The organism is Edaphobacter lichenicola (assembly GCF_014201315.1).
GTDB classification, from domain to species: Bacteria; Acidobacteriota; Terriglobia; order Terriglobales; family Acidobacteriaceae; genus Edaphobacter; species Edaphobacter lichenicola_B.
Genome location: NZ_JACHDY010000002.1, coordinates 266,770 through 283,576 on the forward strand (window position 1 = coordinate 266,770; position 16,807 = coordinate 283,576).

General features: G+C 58.9%; 14 protein-coding genes. 4 read left to right on the top strand and 10 right to left on the bottom strand.

The window, feature by feature from the left end; genetic code table 11:
* Nucleotides 1-24: 24 nt before the first annotated feature.
* From HDF09_RS07500 to HDF09_RS07510, 3 genes are read right to left on the bottom strand one after another with little or no spacing between them, the layout of a single operon-like run.
* Nucleotides 25-396 carry a cupin domain-containing protein gene (locus HDF09_RS07500; RefSeq protein ID WP_183764124.1) on the bottom strand — a complete coding sequence of 124 codons (372 nt, stop codon included), beginning with the start codon at nucleotides 394-396 and terminating at the stop codon, nucleotides 25-27.
* A 22-nt stretch (nucleotides 397-418) separates the two neighbouring features.
* A complete protein-coding gene (locus tag HDF09_RS07505; RefSeq protein ID WP_183764127.1) occupies nucleotides 419-1,030 on the bottom strand; it encodes a DUF6982 domain-containing protein in 612 nt (203 codons plus the stop codon).
* Complete coding sequence (locus tag HDF09_RS07510; RefSeq protein WP_183764132.1) at nucleotides 925-2,370, bottom strand: sigma-54-dependent transcriptional regulator; 1,446 nt, start codon at nucleotides 2,368-2,370, stop codon at nucleotides 925-927. The genes HDF09_RS07505 and HDF09_RS07510 overlap by 106 nt, the downstream gene beginning before the upstream one ends.
* A gap of 509 nt (nucleotides 2,371-2,879) precedes the next feature.
* Here HDF09_RS07510 and HDF09_RS07515 point away from each other — a divergent pair.
* Nucleotides 2,880-3,968 (top strand): sigma 54-interacting transcriptional regulator, encoded by a 1,089-nt coding sequence (locus HDF09_RS07515; RefSeq protein WP_221270067.1) that lies wholly within the window; start codon nucleotides 2,880-2,882, stop codon nucleotides 3,966-3,968.
* A gap of 230 nt (nucleotides 3,969-4,198) precedes the next feature.
* On the opposite strand, the gene HDF09_RS07520 is transcribed toward HDF09_RS07515, so the two are convergent.
* Genes HDF09_RS07520 through HDF09_RS07545 form a run of 6 tightly spaced genes read right to left on the bottom strand, consistent with a single transcriptional unit; the run spans nucleotide 4,199 to nucleotide 11,037 of the window.
* A complete protein-coding gene (locus HDF09_RS07520; protein WP_183764135.1) occupies nucleotides 4,199-5,575 on the bottom strand; it encodes a TIGR03013 family XrtA/PEP-CTERM system glycosyltransferase in 1,377 nt (458 codons plus the stop codon).
* 18 nt (nucleotides 5,576-5,593) lie between these two features.
* Nucleotides 5,594-6,544, bottom strand: coding sequence for a CpsD/CapB family tyrosine-protein kinase (locus HDF09_RS07525; protein WP_183764138.1), 951 nt, complete (start codon nucleotides 6,542-6,544; stop codon nucleotides 5,594-5,596).
* Nucleotides 6,541-7,467: an ExeA family protein gene (locus HDF09_RS07530; protein ID WP_183764141.1), complete on the bottom strand. Its 927-nt coding sequence runs from the start codon at nucleotides 7,465-7,467 to the stop codon at nucleotides 6,541-6,543. Before HDF09_RS07530 ends, HDF09_RS07525 begins: the two co-directional genes overlap by 4 nt.
* Before the next feature lies 1 nt (nucleotide 7,468).
* Nucleotides 7,469-9,007, bottom strand: a complete 1,539-nt coding sequence (locus HDF09_RS07535; protein ID WP_183764144.1) for a GumC family protein — start codon at nucleotides 9,005-9,007, stop codon at nucleotides 7,469-7,471.
* 9 nt (nucleotides 9,008-9,016) lie between these two features.
* Nucleotides 9,017-10,348, bottom strand: a complete 1,332-nt coding sequence (locus HDF09_RS07540; RefSeq protein ID WP_183764147.1) for a hypothetical protein — start codon at nucleotides 10,346-10,348, stop codon at nucleotides 9,017-9,019.
* Between the two features lie 8 nt (nucleotides 10,349-10,356).
* Nucleotides 10,357-11,037 carry a polysaccharide biosynthesis/export family protein gene (locus tag HDF09_RS07545; protein ID WP_183764150.1) on the bottom strand — a complete coding sequence of 227 codons (681 nt, stop codon included), beginning with the start codon at nucleotides 11,035-11,037 and terminating at the stop codon, nucleotides 10,357-10,359.
* Nucleotides 11,038-11,527: 490 nt separating this feature from the next.
* Between HDF09_RS07545 and xrtA the strand changes: the two genes are divergently transcribed.
* The 3 genes from xrtA to HDF09_RS07560 all read left to right on the top strand — a co-directional run bounded on the left by xrtA (nucleotide 11,528) and on the right by HDF09_RS07560 (nucleotide 15,543).
* Nucleotides 11,528-12,439 (top strand): exosortase A, encoded by a 912-nt coding sequence (gene xrtA, locus HDF09_RS07550; protein WP_183764153.1) that lies wholly within the window; start codon nucleotides 11,528-11,530, stop codon nucleotides 12,437-12,439.
* Nucleotides 12,436-13,101 (top strand): exosortase C-terminal domain/associated protein EpsI, encoded by a 666-nt coding sequence (locus HDF09_RS07555; protein WP_183764156.1) that lies wholly within the window; start codon nucleotides 12,436-12,438, stop codon nucleotides 13,099-13,101. The genes xrtA and HDF09_RS07555 overlap by 4 nt, the downstream gene beginning before the upstream one ends.
* Nucleotides 13,102-13,245: 144 nt before the next feature.
* A complete protein-coding gene (locus HDF09_RS07560) occupies nucleotides 13,246-15,543 on the top strand; it encodes a tetratricopeptide repeat protein (protein WP_183764158.1) in 2,298 nt (765 codons plus the stop codon).
* Nucleotides 15,544-15,592: 49 nt separating this feature from the next.
* On the opposite strand, the gene HDF09_RS07565 is transcribed toward HDF09_RS07560, so the two are convergent.
* Nucleotides 15,593-16,786: a glycosyltransferase family 4 protein gene (locus tag HDF09_RS07565; protein ID WP_183764161.1), complete on the bottom strand. Its 1,194-nt coding sequence runs from the start codon at nucleotides 16,784-16,786 to the stop codon at nucleotides 15,593-15,595.
* Nucleotides 16,787-16,807: the final 21 nt, after the last annotated feature.

Below are 16,807 nucleotides of genomic sequence, written 5' to 3' on the forward strand. Positions count from 1 at the left end.
CCGTGACGGTATCGCACCCTCCGGTTATAGATTGATCCTGTCGCCGTGGCTCGGAGGCTGGCTGGTGACGAGTATGCGCGTTGGGTTCGAACTGCGGTTGAAGACCTGATGCTGCTGGCCGGGAGAGACCTCTATACCTGCGCCGGCTTGAAGGACGAAGCTGTGCCGCTCCACGTCAATGGTCAGCTCTCCTTCAAGAACATAGAAGAACTGGCGGGAACGGAGGTGGAGGTGCCGGACTTCGCTTGTGCCGGGTGGCATGAGCTCTTCGATGATGCTGAGGTCGGTTGTCCTGACGAGATGCCAGCCGTCGCAGTCGTCTCCTTGAGGGCCACCCCATCGGTAGTGCTCGGCCGTCTGTGGGCTGATGATCTGCGGGCTGATGATCTGAGTCATCGGGAGTCGTTCCAGTTGCGAGCTAGTTGGAGCCTCGCGGAACGTTTCGCATTCCGAGGACGTGGAAGTCCTTGAGGCCGCCCTTGAGAACATAGACCAGCGCGTTATTTCCATTCGGATCGGTCGGTCGCAGGAAGAAGCCCGACTCGAGCACGAAGTCCCGGGTGTTGCTGATGATGCCTTCGATCATCTCTCCGTCGTAGAAGTAGACGCGCACCCACAGGCCCGGTACGACGGGCGCATGCTCGTGAAAGTGGAGAGCCCTGTGACGCAGATCGCCATCGAAGGTCTTGACGAAAAAGACGGCCTTCGCATCCTTGGTGGGGACATCCTCCACGACGTCCGAGTCCAGGAGCTTCAGCCGGATCGAGTCCAGGGGATAGACGGGATCATTGCGCAGAAGCTGTTCGATCGAACCAAGCTCCTGCGGTTCCGCGAGACCGCGAACAGCATGGTTCTCGTAACGGACGACGACTCGATACGCGTCGGAGGGCTCTTTTTCGGCGACCTGGGATCTGGCCTGGGACCCTACGATGCGTGGTTGTTCCGCGGAGACAGGTCGTACTGCTTGATCTTGTACAGGAGCGCCTTGTAGCTGATTTGCAGATCGTTTGCCGCGGCCTTCCTGTTCCATCCAGTTCCCTCCAGTACCTGTGCAATTGCCGTCGACTCCGCATCTCCCTTAAGGTTGCGGACCATCGCCTTGAGCCCGGCGCCACTTGGCGTCTCCTGGGCTGCTGCCGCTGTAGCTGCTCCCCCTTGATAGACGGTGGAGGGGGAGAGCTCGTCGACGATGGATCTCTCTTCGCCAAGCACCAGATAACGGTTGACTACATTTTCCAACTCGCGCAGGTTGCCCGGCCAGGAGTGTTCCGACAGTGCGTCCAGCAGGTTTTGCGAGAAAGGGAGCGGATCGCGACCGTACCGCTTGGCCCCCTTGCGCATAAAGTACTCCGACAGCACGGGAATCTCCTCGCGACGCTCCCGCAACGGCGGAATGCTGAGGGTAAATCCGTTGAGGCGATAGTACAGATCCTCGCGGAAGGTCTTGTTGGCCATCGCCTCCTTCATATTGATGTTGGTGGCGGCGATCACGCGTACATCCACCTTCATCGGCGAGCGGCTGCCCAGACGGGAGAAGGTACCGTCCTGCAGGACCTGCAACAGCTTGGCCTGGAGAATGGCGGGCATCTCGCCGATCTCGTCGAGAAAGATCGTTCCCCCGGTGCAGACTTCGAACTTGCCGGGCTTGGTCTTAACCGCTCCGGTAAAAGCTCCCTGCTCGTAGCCGAAGAGTTCGCTCTCCAGCAGGTCGGCCGGGACTGCAGCGCAGTTGACCTTGAGAAAGATGTTCTGGCTGCGGGCCGACATCTTGTGGGTGTAGAGGGCGAGGATCTCCTTGCCGGTCCCGCTCTCTCCCAGAATAAGGAGTGGAATGTCCGCGCGAGCTACCAGGGCGGCCTGAGCTTCCAGTTCGCGCATTCTCTTGCTCGAGCGCACAAAGGAGTGACTCTCGTTGAGCGGAATCTCTTTCAGTGCGTCGGCGACGGGAATCTTCTTCTCGGCAGAGGCCAGGTGCTCCTCGATGGCCTGCTCGACATCGCTGCCGGTAAACGGCTTCATCACAATGGCACGGACACCCAGACGAATGACCATCTCCAGATCGCGAAGTTCGGCGGAGCATGACAGGACGACCACTGCGAGATTCGGCTTGGTGCAACGAATATGGGTTAGGAGGGGCAGCGGGTCGCGGTTGGTATGCAGGGCAAGCAAAAGCAGATCCGGCTGCTCGGCCTTGTCCAAACGCTCCAGCAGGGTCTGCTCGTCAGAAAAGAGACTGAGCGAGTACCGGGTGCCGAGGGTAGACCGAAGATAATCCAGAACCGCGAGATCCGGCTCCAGAATCAGAATCTGGGCACGCGTTCGCGTATTGGGCTTCAAGGCAGGAACGGGATAAGAAAGCGCAGCTGACATACAAAGTACCTCAAAGTGCAGATCCGGACTGTTTCCCAAACCTGCGGTGATCCTGAACCCGGTTGGCCCCCAGGGACAGGCTGTACTCGATCCAGACAGTTGCAAAAGCGGGAGAGTCATCCGAACCACCCGCGCCAGCAGATTCTAGCTCGACTAACACAACAATTGCACAAAAATGTTACGAACTTTGCCGACAAAAGAGATAAAGGTTTACCACTCTTCTATCGAGTAGGCCTAGCTTACATGGTACTGGCACGAGTAAAACGAAAAAAATGTGAACTTTTTTTTACGAGTTACTTTGGTGAAAGGGGGCTTGGTGACCTCAAAATCCAATGGAAAAGCACCACTTCAATCCGATTTTGGGGTTTCCCCGTATATTGCTTCCTACGGTTGAGACCGGGAAATCCTCACTATCCCGCCCCGGTGTCCCGGAAATGGTGCTTGACGTGCAGTGTGAAGGATATTGCAAACTTGCGGTTTCTGCCCAACGCCGATAGGAAAAAATAACCTTGGATCACCACGCCGAATCCGCCGCCTCTCTTAATCTGCCGCCACTTGAGATCTTTTTTGGCAAGACAGCCGTTATGCAGGCGGTTCGAAACAAGCTGGAGCGCGTTGCCGAGACTGACGTCCCGGTGCTGATCCAGGGGGAGAGCGGAACCGGCAAGGAGATCTGTGTGCGCCTGCTGCACGCCTTCTCTTTGCGGGCCAAAGGTTCGCTCGTCAAAGTAAGCTGTCCGGCAATCCCTCACACGCTGCTCGAAACTGAGCTGTTCGGCTATGAAAAGGGCGCTTTCACGGGCGCTATGTCCACAAAGCTGGGGCGCGTCGAACAATCGCACAACGGCACGCTGTTTCTGGATGAAGTCGGAAGCCTCGACCTGGGAGTTCAATCGAAGCTGCTTCAAGTGCTGCAGGATGGAACGTTTGTTCGCGTGGGCGGCCATGAACCCCGGAGCATCGTGACCCGCCTGGTCTCGGCCTCGAACACAGATCTTCGCAGCCAGGTCGAGGATGGAAGCTTCCGCCTGGACTTCCTCTTCCGCATCAATGCGGTCACGATCAACCTGCCTCCGCTGCGTCAACGGATCGCCGACCTGCCCATCCTGATCGATTACTTCATCGATCACTATGCAAGAATCTTCCACAATGCACCGGAATTACTCTCCAAGAGCGCAGTCCGCCTGATGCAGAACTATCATTGGCCGGGAAATATCCGCCAACTGGAGAACCTCATCCGCAGCTATGTGCTGATCGGCAGCGAGGAGGCCTTGGTCGCGGAGCTTATGCCCGAGACTCCGCGCGGCGGCATCACTACCGATATCGACCTCAGCGAACCAGTCTCGCTGAAGAACATTACGAAGAAGGCGACTCAGGATCTTGAGCGTCAGATCATCCTGAAAGTTCTGCAGGAGAATAGCTGGAATCGTCAGAAGACGGCGAAGTGGCTTCAGATCAGCTATCGGTCCCTGCTCTATAAGCTGAGCGAGGTCGGCATGCCTGAGGTTCCGCCGCGGCCTCTGCGGATACCGCACCTGGTGAAGAAAGAAGAGCGGACGCTGAAGCCTGCACTGTCCTCGCGGACGCGCATCTATTGAACTGCGTCTTCTGATGAACTGCCTCTTCTGATTCGCATTCCGTTGAGTTCGAAAGAAATGTCCTGCCGGACGGGCCCACTGCGCTTGCCACCCCACAAACGAAGACCTGTTTGCGGGGACCCCGATTCGCGCGGTCACTTCGTGACTTGTATACCTTTTTCTGGTGGAAAGGCACCACCTGTCCTCCCGTTGGTCGGAACGAGAGTGAGACTTGTTGTCTGTGGCGGCAGCTACTGCGCGCCCTGTCTTCGGATGATCGTCTTGATCGTCTCGAACATGATCAGCAGATCGAGCCCAAGCGTCATGTGCTTGATGTAGTAGAGATCGAACTCCAGCTTTTCGCGACTCTCCGCCAGCGTCGCTCCATAGCCATAACGAACCTGCGCCCAGCCTGTGAGGCCCGGGCGGATCATGTGGCGAAGGTTGAAGTAGGGAATCTGTTCGGTGAGCCACGGCACAAACTCGGGCCGCTCCGGGCGCGGACCCACAAAGCCCATATCGCCGCGCAATACATTCCAGAGCTGCGGGACCTCATCAAGACGGGTCTTGCGCATAAACATGCCGACACGGGTCACGCGTGGATCGTTCTTGGTCGCCCACTTTGCTCCGGCGACCTCTGCATCGGTTCGCATCGTGCGGAATTTGTAGACCGTGAAGTTCTTTCCGCCGAGACCTACCCGCGTCTGCCGGAAGAAGATCGGGCCTGGGGATGACAGCCGCACCATCAACAAGACGATGGGGAAGAACGGCAGGAACAGAAGCAGACCGACCGCGGCCGTCAGCGTCGAGACGATTCGCCGGGCAATCTGCTGAGAGGGCTTTACGCGGAAGCCCTCGCTGTAGATGAAGCTGCTGGGATGAAGCCCGTCGAGATGCAGCTTGCCGGTAAGCCGCTCCAGCAGGGATCCGGCATCCTCAATGACAACTCCGTTGAACCGCAGCTTGAGCAGCTCTCGGACGGGAAACTCGCCGCGACGGTCCTCAATGGCAACGATGACGCGATCAACGGGCGGCTTGGGTACAGAGAATCTCTCCAGCGCAGCGTGGATGGCCTCTTTGCGCTGGTCGCGGTCAGCGACGACGCCATCCCAACCCAGGACCTCCATGCCCGCGTCCTTGCGGGCTTCGAGCAGGTTGACGATGGTCTGGGCACGCTCGCCCGCTCCAAGAACATAGACCCGCTCCCGGAACATCTCCCGGCCGATGATCCACTCGTACGCGCTGCGCCAGGCGACCAGTGCCAGGGTGAGAAAGATGAGACCAAGCAGCAGAACGTAGTGGGCGATGTCGGCTGCGGGAAAGAGGTAGATGATCGCCGAGAGCAGGAACGACAGGAAACCGAGGACCAGCAGCAGGCGAAAGTAGATCTCCCAGCTTGCGGAGATGCGCTGCGGCTCATAGAGATCGAAGTAGTACGAGCAGAGCAGCGTCAGGATCGTCAGGCCAAGAATCTTCAGCCCCCCGTTCTCATAGTTCAGAACGAGATAGGTATCCGGCCCCAGCAGCAGCACCGTCGCCAGCAGGAAGCAACCACTCACAATCAGCGCTTCGCACAGCAGGAGAACGATGGTACGCGTGGGATAGTACACGTTGAAAAGCCGGATCATCTGGTCAATCGCTCCCTGTTACGGTTTGGCGGCATCGTATCCATAGTAGCTGCCGACCTGGGGCGCTTCCTGCACAGCATTCAAGACAAATCCGAGAATGTTTGAGGCTTTCAACTCACTCTGAGCGCGCTGCGCAACGGGGAACTTCGTCTCTCCGCTGCGTGCCACCAGCAGAACGCCATCGCAGGCGCGGGCGAGGTTGACGGCATCGGAGACGGGCAGGACAGGAGAAGAGTCGACGATGATCCAGTCGAAGTGCGGCGCTGCCAGTCGAATCAGTTCTTCAAAGCGTGGGCTGCCTGAGAGGTCGGCTGCCTTATCGCCGCCGTTGCCGCCTGCAATAAAGGTCAGGTTCTGCGTGATTGCGGCAGTTCCCGCGGTCATTCCCTCAAACGGCTCCGACCGCTGCATCACCTCGACCAGACTCGCCTTGCCGGCGAGATAGTCCGCGAGGCCAGGATGCGACTCACAGCCGAGAAGTTGATGGAGCGTATAGCGCCGCATGTCGCCGTCAACCAGCAACACCTTGCTGTTTTTGTGACGGGCGAGGCTCATGGCGAGATTGGTCGAGATAAAGCTCTTGCCCTCCTGGGGCAGGCCGCTGGTCACCATGATGCTCTTGAGCGGGCTGATGTCGCGGAGCTCGAAGATTCGGGAGCGAAGGCTCCGGAACTGCTCGACCGCAGGCCCCCGTTCCAGCAGGGAGGGCAGGTGCTCGAGAGACAGCGCCCAGGGGCGGACGGGAATCTTGTTGACATCGAGCGCATTTGGGTCCACCCGAACGACAGGTGCCTCGACATAGGGCTCAGCAACCGGAGTAGAGCTTGCCTGCTCTTCCTCGGCTGTGGCCACGGCGGTCGCATAGATGGCGGAGTGCACCGGCTGCTCTGGGATACGCGGCTCCGGCTCGCGCCGCTCCAACCTGCGCTCGGACTCTGCCTTTTGGAGTGCTTCATAGATGCGGCTCATCGATCGTGCCTTCCCGGCTCTCTGTTGAAAGCGGCTATAAAGTTATCTTCTTTCGAGTTGAAAGCGGTCTGCTTGTCGCCGTTGCCGAGGACAGCCGAAGAGAGCATGAACGGCTGTACCTCCAGCTCAAGCTCTGCCGCCACGCCCTCGACGATCGTCGCGGTCACCTGCTGAACCTGTTCGACATAGGCCACAATCAGCGAGTGCTCGCACAGCAGGTTGATGATGCGCGGAATTCCCCGGCTGGCACGATGAACCAGATCCAGCGCCTCAGGCGAGAAGAGCGGCCAGCTTGCACCGGCTATTCTCAGGCGCTCGGCGACGTAAGCGTGGGTCTGGCTCTCGGTCAGGGCCTGCGTGCGGCACCACAGCGAGACGCGCTGCCGGAGCTGGCGCACGCTCGGATGGCGCAGCTTCTCTTCAAGCTCCGGCTGCCCGGACAACACAATCTGCAACAGCTTCTCCGACGAAGTCTCAAGATTAGTCAGCAGCCGAATCTCTTCCAACAGCTCCCAGGAGAGGTTCTGCGCCTCATCGACGACCACCACGCAGGTCTCCTCCATGCGGAAGCGTTCGATCAGCCAGCGATTCAACTGCAGCAGCATGCCCGACTTGGTTCGCGTCGCCGGCACAATGCCGAAGTCGGTGAGCACAAACTCCAGGAAGTCCAGCACGTCCAGACGCGGGTTGAAGACGAAAGAGGTTGAGACCTTGCGACCGCTGAAGGAGGCCAACGCCCGGCGCAGCAGAGTCGTCTTGCCGGTGCCCACCTCGCCCGTCAGCACCGTGAACCCCTTGCGTGCGGAGATGCCGTACTCCAGGCAAGCCAGCGCCTCCCGGGTGTGCGGCATCATGTAGAGAAACCGAGGGTCGGGGCTGGTTCCGAAGGGACTGCTCTGGAGCTTGAAGAAGGTGTTGTACATCTCAGCCCCCCGCATTCATCAGCGGCTTGCCGCCCGCGGTTACGTCCGGGCTGCGACGGCCGAATAGGTTCCGCTTCATGGCCACCGGCTCCGCTTCGCCGGAGAAACCAATGACGGCGAGGGTGGGAAGCTTGGTAAACGCCCAGATATCGCGCTCGTTTCGAATAGCCGTATCCAGGTACTCGAGCAACGCGATGATGAACAGACCCAGTGCCAAGCCGCCGGCAAAGCCTCCGATGATAAAGACCGAACGCTTGGGAAAGGAGGGTGATTCGGGAAGATTAGGTTCATCCATAACTCGGAACTGCTCTCCTTGCTGCCGACGCTCAAGGTCGGTTGCCATCTTGGCTGTTTGTATCTTGTTGAGCAGATCGTCGTAGAAGGTCTGCGCAGTGCTGGTGTCGCGCGTAATGCTCTTGTACTCCTCCTCCACCGCGGGGCTCGAGGCAATGCGATCCTGATAGGTCCGAAGCTGAGCCTGAATCTCGGCCTGATCACGCTTCTTCTGCGCGATGGCTTGTTCCATGGAACGCAGCTGAGCACGCATCTGCTGCACGCTGAGGGAGTCGGTCGGCTTCGGAGCGGAAGACGCCGACGCAACCGAGGGCGCGGGGGCCTGGGCAAGTTTGCGTTCCAGCTCATTGACCTTTCTCTGCGTGCTGACCACGTCTGGATAGTCGTCGGTGTAACGCGCCTTCAAATCCGCCAGTTGAGACTGAAGCTGCTGCAGTTCAAGCTGCTGGGCCTGAGGGGCCACTGCTACCCCGCCGCGGTCCGTAGTCTGCGGCTGTTGGGCCTGCTGCAACGCCATGATCGATTCGGCATAACTCCTATCCTGCTCCATGCGGGCCAGCGCCTGGGTCGCGGCATCCAGCTGTGTATTCAGGGTGGTCAGCATGTTCATGTTCGACGCCTCTGCGCCTGGTAGCTTCCCCATGTAAGTCTGCTGGAACTTGGCGAGTTTGGCGTCCTGCTCGTCCAGCTTGGCCTTGGCATCAGCCAGTTGACTCTTCAGAAACTCGGTTGTTCCTGCTGCCGAGGCTGCCCGGTCGCTGAGGTTTTCACTCACGAAGAGCGATTGAATCTCGCCGCAGACCAGTTGGGCCGTGCGGGCATCGTTCGCCTGAAAAGAGATGAAGAACCCCGGCAGACCGTTGGTTCGCGCAATCTCCGATTGAATGGGCGTGATCCCGATATTTTTGCGGGTCAGATCGATGCGTTCGTCCATCGACAGCTTGCTATTCGCGAAGAGGTTGAAGCGTTCGATGATCGGCTGCAGCCGCGACCGGCTCAAGATCTGCTCCTTCATAGAGGCCAGCCGTCCGCTGAGGTCCTCGGTGACGACGGCCTTGACGTAAGACTCAGGAACCTTCTGCTGCTCCACCAGAACCAGTGTCTGCGAAATATACTGCGGCTGCACCAGAAACGTAAGAGCGAACCCGACGATGGGAAAGATGATCGCGGGAATCGCAAGGATCCACCATCTTCGTTTCAGAATGATGAGGTAGTCCTGCACCGTCAATGCGCGATGGCCAAGCATGATGACTCCTTAAAATTGCCCCAGATTCGTGGACCGGGGAGTGAACGTGACTCCAAATCCAATTGTCTGGTAGGTGGTGTCGACTATGTTTTGTGTGACCGGCACAATGAGATTATTGCTGAAGGACTGGCTTACCGCCGTATAGCTTGCATACCCGGAGAAATGAGTACTGAATCGGCGTGTAAGCTGGAAGCCGCCATAGACAGTGTCATAGGTTTCATTGCTCGAGACGAGGGAGGGGCCGGTGAAGAACTGCGTCAGGCCGGTGCTTCGAGAGTAAGAAGCGCTCAAACCAAGGACCCAATTCCGGCCGTAGTTGCGGCCTGCCGAAGCTGCGACCGAGTTGGAGGTTGCACCGGGCAGGACTCCGGATCCGCCGTTCGCTCCCCGCGCATAGTTTACCCCTGCATGCCAGTTCTGATAGCCGTAAGAGAGTCCCGCCGTCACCGAGACATTGGTCGTATCCGGAATGAGGGTGCTGTTGGAGCTCGAAATCCATTGCGGACCGACCGTGGCGTTAAAGCTGAGCGTTCGGCTCAACACGCGCTGATAAGAGACGTTGAGGCCCCGGGTTTGAAAGTCGGGTTCATTCACGCCCGAACTCGTGCTGCCGTAAGAAAACGTCGAATAGACGCCTGAGACGCTGACGGAGCTTCGTGCATCGATGCGATGATTCAACGCGACGACACCAGAGACCTGGGTTGTATCAAGACCTTCTTCGTTGCTGCCTAAATAATGAAGCTTTCCCCAGCTGCCAGACCCGCTGATGGAAGAGTTGTGGGAGATCTGCCGCTCGGCACTGCCGCTCAGGCTATTGCCGATGCGATCGCCGTTGGTCGTCAGGATTGTCCCGATCGGCCCCGCGCCGGGGCCCTGAACCGGAGTCGATCCGAGGTCGCCTACGCCAGGGATTCCGGATAGTCCTGTGGTGGGCGATTGCGGCAGGTAGCTGAAGGAGTCCGAGACATTGAAGATCCAGTTACGGGTCACATACCCCTGAGACGCCGCGATGTTCCAGAAGCTGTTGGTTCCCTGGCCCGCCTGGTTGCCGAAAATGACACCACCTGCGAAGAGCACGCTGAAAGGTCGCGCCGTACTGCGGCCGGTGTAGGCGGCATTGGCGGAGAGATTGGTCGCGTAAGTCGTCTGCCCGGACTGGTAGTAGCCGTACTGAATCACCTCCGAGGCGGTGAGAGCGTAGTGAAAGACCCCATCGAGATTGGGCAGGTTAGGACCCAGGGCAGAGGACATCGATGACTCAGCGGTCGGCAGAGCCTGGCCCTGTGCGAGGGAGGGAGCCATCGCCAGCAACAAGCCAAAGATCAGTGTTTGAATCTTCATATCTTCCTTCATGGGACGACGATCGTGTCTCCGGAAAGAAGCGAGACCCCTGCATTTCCGCCCTTGAGCGCCTGCTTGTAGTTGAACGGGATCTTCTGCTGTTTGCCGTCGACGGTTCGCAGGATGTAGATGCGCCTGGAGTTCGCAAACTGCGTCAGACCGCCACCGGTAACGATCGCCTGCAACGGGGTCATTCCCGGAGTCATGACGACGGGGCCGACCTTGCCCACCTCGCCTACCAGGAAGATCCGCTTGCTGTTGACCGCGAGAACCACCACGTTGACCACGGGATCCTGAATGTACTTTTTGAGTCGCTGGCTAATGTCGGTCGAGAGCGCAGTCGGTGTCATTCCGGCTGCTGTGATATCTCCCACCAGTCCCATCGAGATCATTCCGTCCGGCCGCACCGGGATCGTGCCCGAGAGCGTAGGCTCCTTCCAGACGGTGATCTGCAGGGAATCTTCCGGCCCGATAATGTAACGCGCCGCGTCCATCGGGCCTGCATAGTTCGGACCCGCCGTTGCGGTAGTACTCGGTGCGGCGGGAGCGGCCGTCTGCTCACTCGCCGGCGTGGCGTCCGGTGCTGCACTTTTCGTAGCTGCAGCCTCTGATGTGACCTGTGCTGCCAGTGGCCCGGCCGCAACCGGAAGCAGCAGCAGCAAGGCGCCCATGGAACAAAACCGCTTCATCGAATAGCCCTCAACCTTCCTCTTGCCCATTCGCCCTGGATTCACTCACTTATTCTGACGCATCCCCTTGCGCGTGAGGGTACCTCGCCTTGAATCCATTTAGAAGATCACGCCGCCCAGGGAATACTCTCTGTCACCCCATCGCTTGAGGATCGGTGAAGACCCCCGAATCTTCTATCGGCAAATACTATGCTTCTAGCAACGCGATGGCCAAAACTCGCACCTCATCGCTTTTTTCTTGAGAAAACTGGAAAATATAGGTATCTGAGGGAAAACTATCGTGCTGCCCTCCTTGGGCTTGCTGTGGTATGCAGATTATCAGTGCAAGTGTGAAAACTTTTTCCCATAGGACGTATCGTTGCTACCACTTTTGTGTCGATAGACTCTAAACCGGTGAACAAACCCAGTTTCCGGGAAGAGGCCCGTGAATTGCTTACAGGGATCAGGTGAAGTATAACGTCATACGAGAACACCGGGGACAACTCCTACCATGCCCTACGCAGTGGATCTAGCCGCGAAGGAGACCAATCCAGAGCTGCCTCTTACCTCCCCTTCCGGCACGACGGCCCGGCTTGGCTGGCTTGCCTACGCTTCGATTGCCCTCCTCCTGGTTGTTCTGTACTACCGCGTCGCTATCAAACTGGTATACGACTGGTCCACCATTCCGGATTACTCTCATGGCTTCCTTGTCCCCTTTTTCGCAGCCTTTCTCATTTGGGACAAAAGGAAGGTGCTCCAGGCCACCCCGATCCGCCAGAGCTGGTTTGGAGTTCCGCTGGTCGTCTTCTCCATCGTCGTTCTGATCCTGGGCGTCTATGGCGTGGAACTCTTCACCTCGCGCATGTCCTTTATTTTTTTGATGACCGGCCTGATCTGGACCTTCTTCGGCTGGGCGATGGTCCGTGCCCTTCGCTTCCCCCTCCTGGTTCTTGTCCTCGCGGTTCCCTTTCCCGCGATTCTCTTCAACCAGATCACCTTCCCGCTGCAGTTGCTGGCCTCGCGGATCGCCAGCGAAATTCTGCCGCTGCTGGGTGTACCTACCCTCCACGAAGGCAACGTGATCGAGCTGCCGGTGATGAAGCTGGAGGTCGCCGAGGCCTGCAGCGGTATCCGCTCACTGATGAGCCTGTTCACGCTCGCAGTCTTCTACGGCTACTTTCTGGAGCGGACCAACCGGCGTCGTATCCTTCTTGCTCTTGCCAGCATTCCCATTGCCGTCGCGGCCAACGTGGCGCGCATCGTCGGTACCGGCTTATGCGTCCAGTACTGGGACCCGGAGAAGGCGCTCGGCTTCTTCCACGAGTTCTCCGGCTGGGTGATGTTTGTCATCTCTCTGGCCTGCCTCTACCTGGTTCACCGGGCCATGCAGCTGATCTCCCCTGCAAAGGCACAAACCACATGAGATCCCCACGTTTCTGGCTTGTGATCCTTCTACTGGCCGTGACGGCCTTTATTCTGCAGAGCCGCGGCGACACCGACCGCATCCCAGCAAGCCAGCCTCTCAGCCAGATGCCGGAGCGCTTCGGGGACTGGAGCGCGCAGGACGTCCCGCTCACCGACGATACCCTGGCGGTGCTCGGCAAAGGCGACTTCCTCAATCGCGTCTATACGGGTCAGCCAGCGGCGGCGGGTAGTCCGATGACAAAAGCCGCCCCCATCAGCCTCTTCATCGGCTACTTTGCCAGCCAGCGCACCGGCCAGACGATGCACTCTCCACAGAACTGCCTGCCGGGCGCCGGTTGGACTTTCGACTCGCAGAGATACACCAGCTTCCAGGACATCAATGGCAAGCAATACAAGGTTGGCGAATACGTTATCAGCAACGGAGATATTAAGCAGTTTGTCATCTACTGGTACCAGGCACACGGCCGCAGCATCCCCAACGAGTACAAAGCAAAGCTCTACATGGTGGCCGACGCGATCCGCACCAACCGCACCGATGGCGCCCTGGTTCGGGTCATCACCCAGGTTCTGCCGTGGGAGTCGTTAGACAGCGCCAGGGATCGGGCTACCCAATTCACCCAGCAGATGGCTCCCAATCTGCCCCGCTTTATTCCCAACTAAAGAAACCGGTAGACCAAACTTTCACCTAAGTTGTATATCGCACAGCCATGCCGGGTCGCGACAGTATCAATTACAGTGCGAGAATGACAAGATTACAGTGCGAGAATGACAAGATCGTTTGAAGAACAGTTGAGGAAATGCGCGATGCGAACCACCCTCCCCCTGGCAGCCCGTCGAATCTCAACAGTGCTGGCCGTCTCTCTTGCCCTTGGACTCACCGCGGGCTGTCATCGCGATCCCAACAAGCAGAAGCTGCGCTATCTTGAAAGCGGCAAACGCTACGCCGACCAGGGCAAGCTCAAGGAGGCGACGATTCAGTTCGCCAACGCCCTCAAGGTCGACCGCAACTACGCCGATGCTCACTACCAGCTCTCCAAGGTCTTCCTCAAGCAGGGTTCGGTCATGCCGGCGTACAGCGAGTTGATGCGCACGGTGGATCTGCAGCCCGCCAACCTCCAGGCGCGTATCGATCTGGGCAACATTCTGCTCGCCGGCAAACAGATCGACCGGGCCGCCGCACAGGCCACCGCGGTCCTCGCCATCGACAACAATAATGCCGACGCCCATGCTCTTCTTTCGAGCATCGCCGCAGCCAAAGGGGACCGCATCGAAGCTCTGGCGCAGATTCAGCAGGCTCTCGCGGCAGACCCGAATCGCGCGGCATTCCATGCTTCGCTCGGCCTTTTGCAGAGCAACGATCCAGCCACCGCCGCCGCCGGGGAAGACCAGCTCCGTAAGGCCGTTTCGCTGGACGGAAAGAACGTGACAGCACGTGTCGTCCTGGCCTCGCTTCTGCAGAAGAAGGGGGATCTTCAGGGTGCCGAGGATCAGATGAAGGCAGCCATCGCGGCCGACCCGAAGAGCGTGATGGCGCGCGCCAGCCTCGCGGATCTTTACATGCGGCAAAAGGACACGGCCAAGGCCGAGCAGACTCTTCACCAGGCATCGGAGGATCTCTCCGACTCCGAGAGCGGTGCAGGAATGCTGGCTACCTACTACATCCGCACCAACCAGCTTGCCGCGGGCGAGACCGCCTACGCAGACCTTATCTCCAAACATCCGAAGAGTGCGCCGCTCAAGATCGCTTACCTGCGACTTTTGATTCTGAACAAGGATCTGCCCAAAGCGAGGACCGTCGGCGCGGAGCTATCCAAAACCGACCCCAATATTCCTGAGGTTGCGGTTCTCAACGGCATGCTTATGCTCAACGATGGCAAGACCGCCGATGCCTTCGCCATGCTGCAGAAGGCGGCCAAGGCCAATCCCGACAATCTGGTCGTCAAGCTCTGGCTCGGCCGGGCAGCCCGCGCCAAAGGCGACATGGGCGTTGCGCAGCAGAGCTTCCGCGATGCCGCCAAACTCAGCCCGGGAAGTCTGGAGGCGCAGGCCGGTCTTGCGGAGATCTCGATCGATACCCACGACTTCAGCACGCTTCATCAGGTAGCCGATACGGCCATCTCCATTAACCCACAGATCGCGGGCCCCTATATCTGGCGCGGCATCGCCGAAGGCAGCCAGAAAGAGCTCGACAAGGCAGACGCAGACTTTCATCAGGCCATCAAGCTGGATCCGAAGAACTCCACCGGCTATCTGGAACTGGCGCAGCTTCGGCTCTTCCAGCAGAAGACTCCTGAGGCCAAGACCCTGCTCGAACAGACCCTCGAGCTGAACCCTAACTCCTCCCGCGCTCTCCGTCTGCTGGCCACCACTCTCCTGTTTGAAAAACAGCCGGCCAACGCGATCAGCCGAGTGCAGGACCAGATCGCGAAGACTCCGCAAAATGGCGACATGTACAACCTGCTGGCTGAGCTGCAACTGAGCACAGGCGATGCGAAAGACGCGCTGGCCTCGTCAGAGAAAGCGATGCAGCTGAACCCGAGCGACAACGCAGCGGTGGTCACCTACACCCGGGCCGAAGTTACAGCCGGCGATCCCGCCAAGGCCGTGGCCAAGTGGCAACAGTGGACCACGGACCATCCCTCCGACGCGCAGGGTCTTACCATACTGGGGACCATGCAGGAGTCGCAGGGCGATCGCAATGGAGCCATGGCCAGCTACAAGAAGGCCCTTGCCGTACAACCCGAGCAGCCCATCGCCGCCAACAACCTCGCCTACCTGATGGTGGACACCGGGCAGAACCTGGACGTTGCCCTCTCTCTGGCCCAGATAGCGCGGCGCGCCATGCCCTCTTCTCCGAACACAGCCGACACCCTGGCCTGGATCTACTATCAGAAGGGCAACTTTGCTTCGGCCCGCGATCTTCTCGAGGATGCCCTCAAGGCTGCTCCTAACAGCGCGTCCATCCACTATCACCTGGGAATGACGTATACCAAGCTGTCCAACACCGCCGATGCGATGACTCATCTGAAGAAAGCGGCGGCGTTGGCTCCGAACACCCAGACCGCGAAGGACGCCGACAAGGAACTGGCTCTGCTGGGCTAACCCTCTTCCAAGGCGTCAATCCTGCATCGGCCGAGTTAGCTCACGAGTATTACTCTCCCCGCAGCAGACTCGCGTAGACACTGGTGATCTGGCCCATCATGGCCTCTGTCGTGAACTTCTCCGCGGCCAGCCTCTTTCCAGCTTCCCCCATCTGCTTTGCCTTCGCGGTATCGGAGAGCAGGTCGACAATCGCGGACGCCAGAGCATCAGGATCGTCCGCGGGGACGATGATTCCACTCACACCGTCCTGAACCGCCTCTGCATTGCCGCCTACGTTAGTGGCGACTACAGGAAGGGCCGCAGCCATTGCCTCGACGATCGCATTCGAAAAGCCTTCGCTCCGTGATGGCAACACGAAGACCTCAGCGGTGGAGAGGTAGTCGCGCAGATTGGTCACGCCTCCAACGAAGTGAAAGCGGTCGGACAGCTTCAGCTCGCTGACCAGTGCCTGCAGCTCCTGAAAATACTCCGGCTCCAGAACATCGCCGGCGATACGGAACGACGAATTGGGAAACTTTTCTGCGACGGAGGCGGCGGCCCGGATAAAAACATCGTGCCCCTTCACCCGGCGAATATTCCCAACCGTCGCAACAATAGATTGTCCGCCAGATTCTCCAGAGAGTTCTGCTGATCTAGGGTCCGCGTTCCAGTCCGCCAGATCGAGCCCGTTGTACACCGTCTGCACGCGCGACGGATCGACGCCGTCCACCTCAATGCAATGCCGACGCACCTGTTCGGAGACGGCAAACACCTTGTCGGGAGCGCCTGCCATCAGGCGATAGGCTGCATGATGCTTGCCGGTTCGAAGGATGCCCATATCTCTTCGACTCCAGATGAGCTTCGCATTTGACATCGCTTTGGTTACAAATCCTGCCCAGATATCGGAGCTCTCAAAGAACGTCTGAACGATCCGGATTCGCTGCTCCTTGAGGAACCTTCTGAGATCAAGGCTGCCTCGCATCGCCGTGAGATCGTAGGTGCGCTGCAGGGGCAAAAGGTATACGGAGCATGGCGGCGACTTCAGCCCAGCGCTATCCGGATGGGCTGAGAACGTCAGAATCGAGACGCGATATCCATACTGCGGCAGCAGTCCCGCGAGCTTGAGTACAATCCGTTCGCCGCCACCCAGTGTTTTGGGGAACTGATCGAGCACGAGCAGCACGTGAGGCAGTTCAGCATGCGCCGTGTCCCTGCTCGACTCCTCCCCGTTGCTCGATTCCTCAAAGTATAGCGGCCTGATCATGCGTGTTCAGAGCTTCCCAAA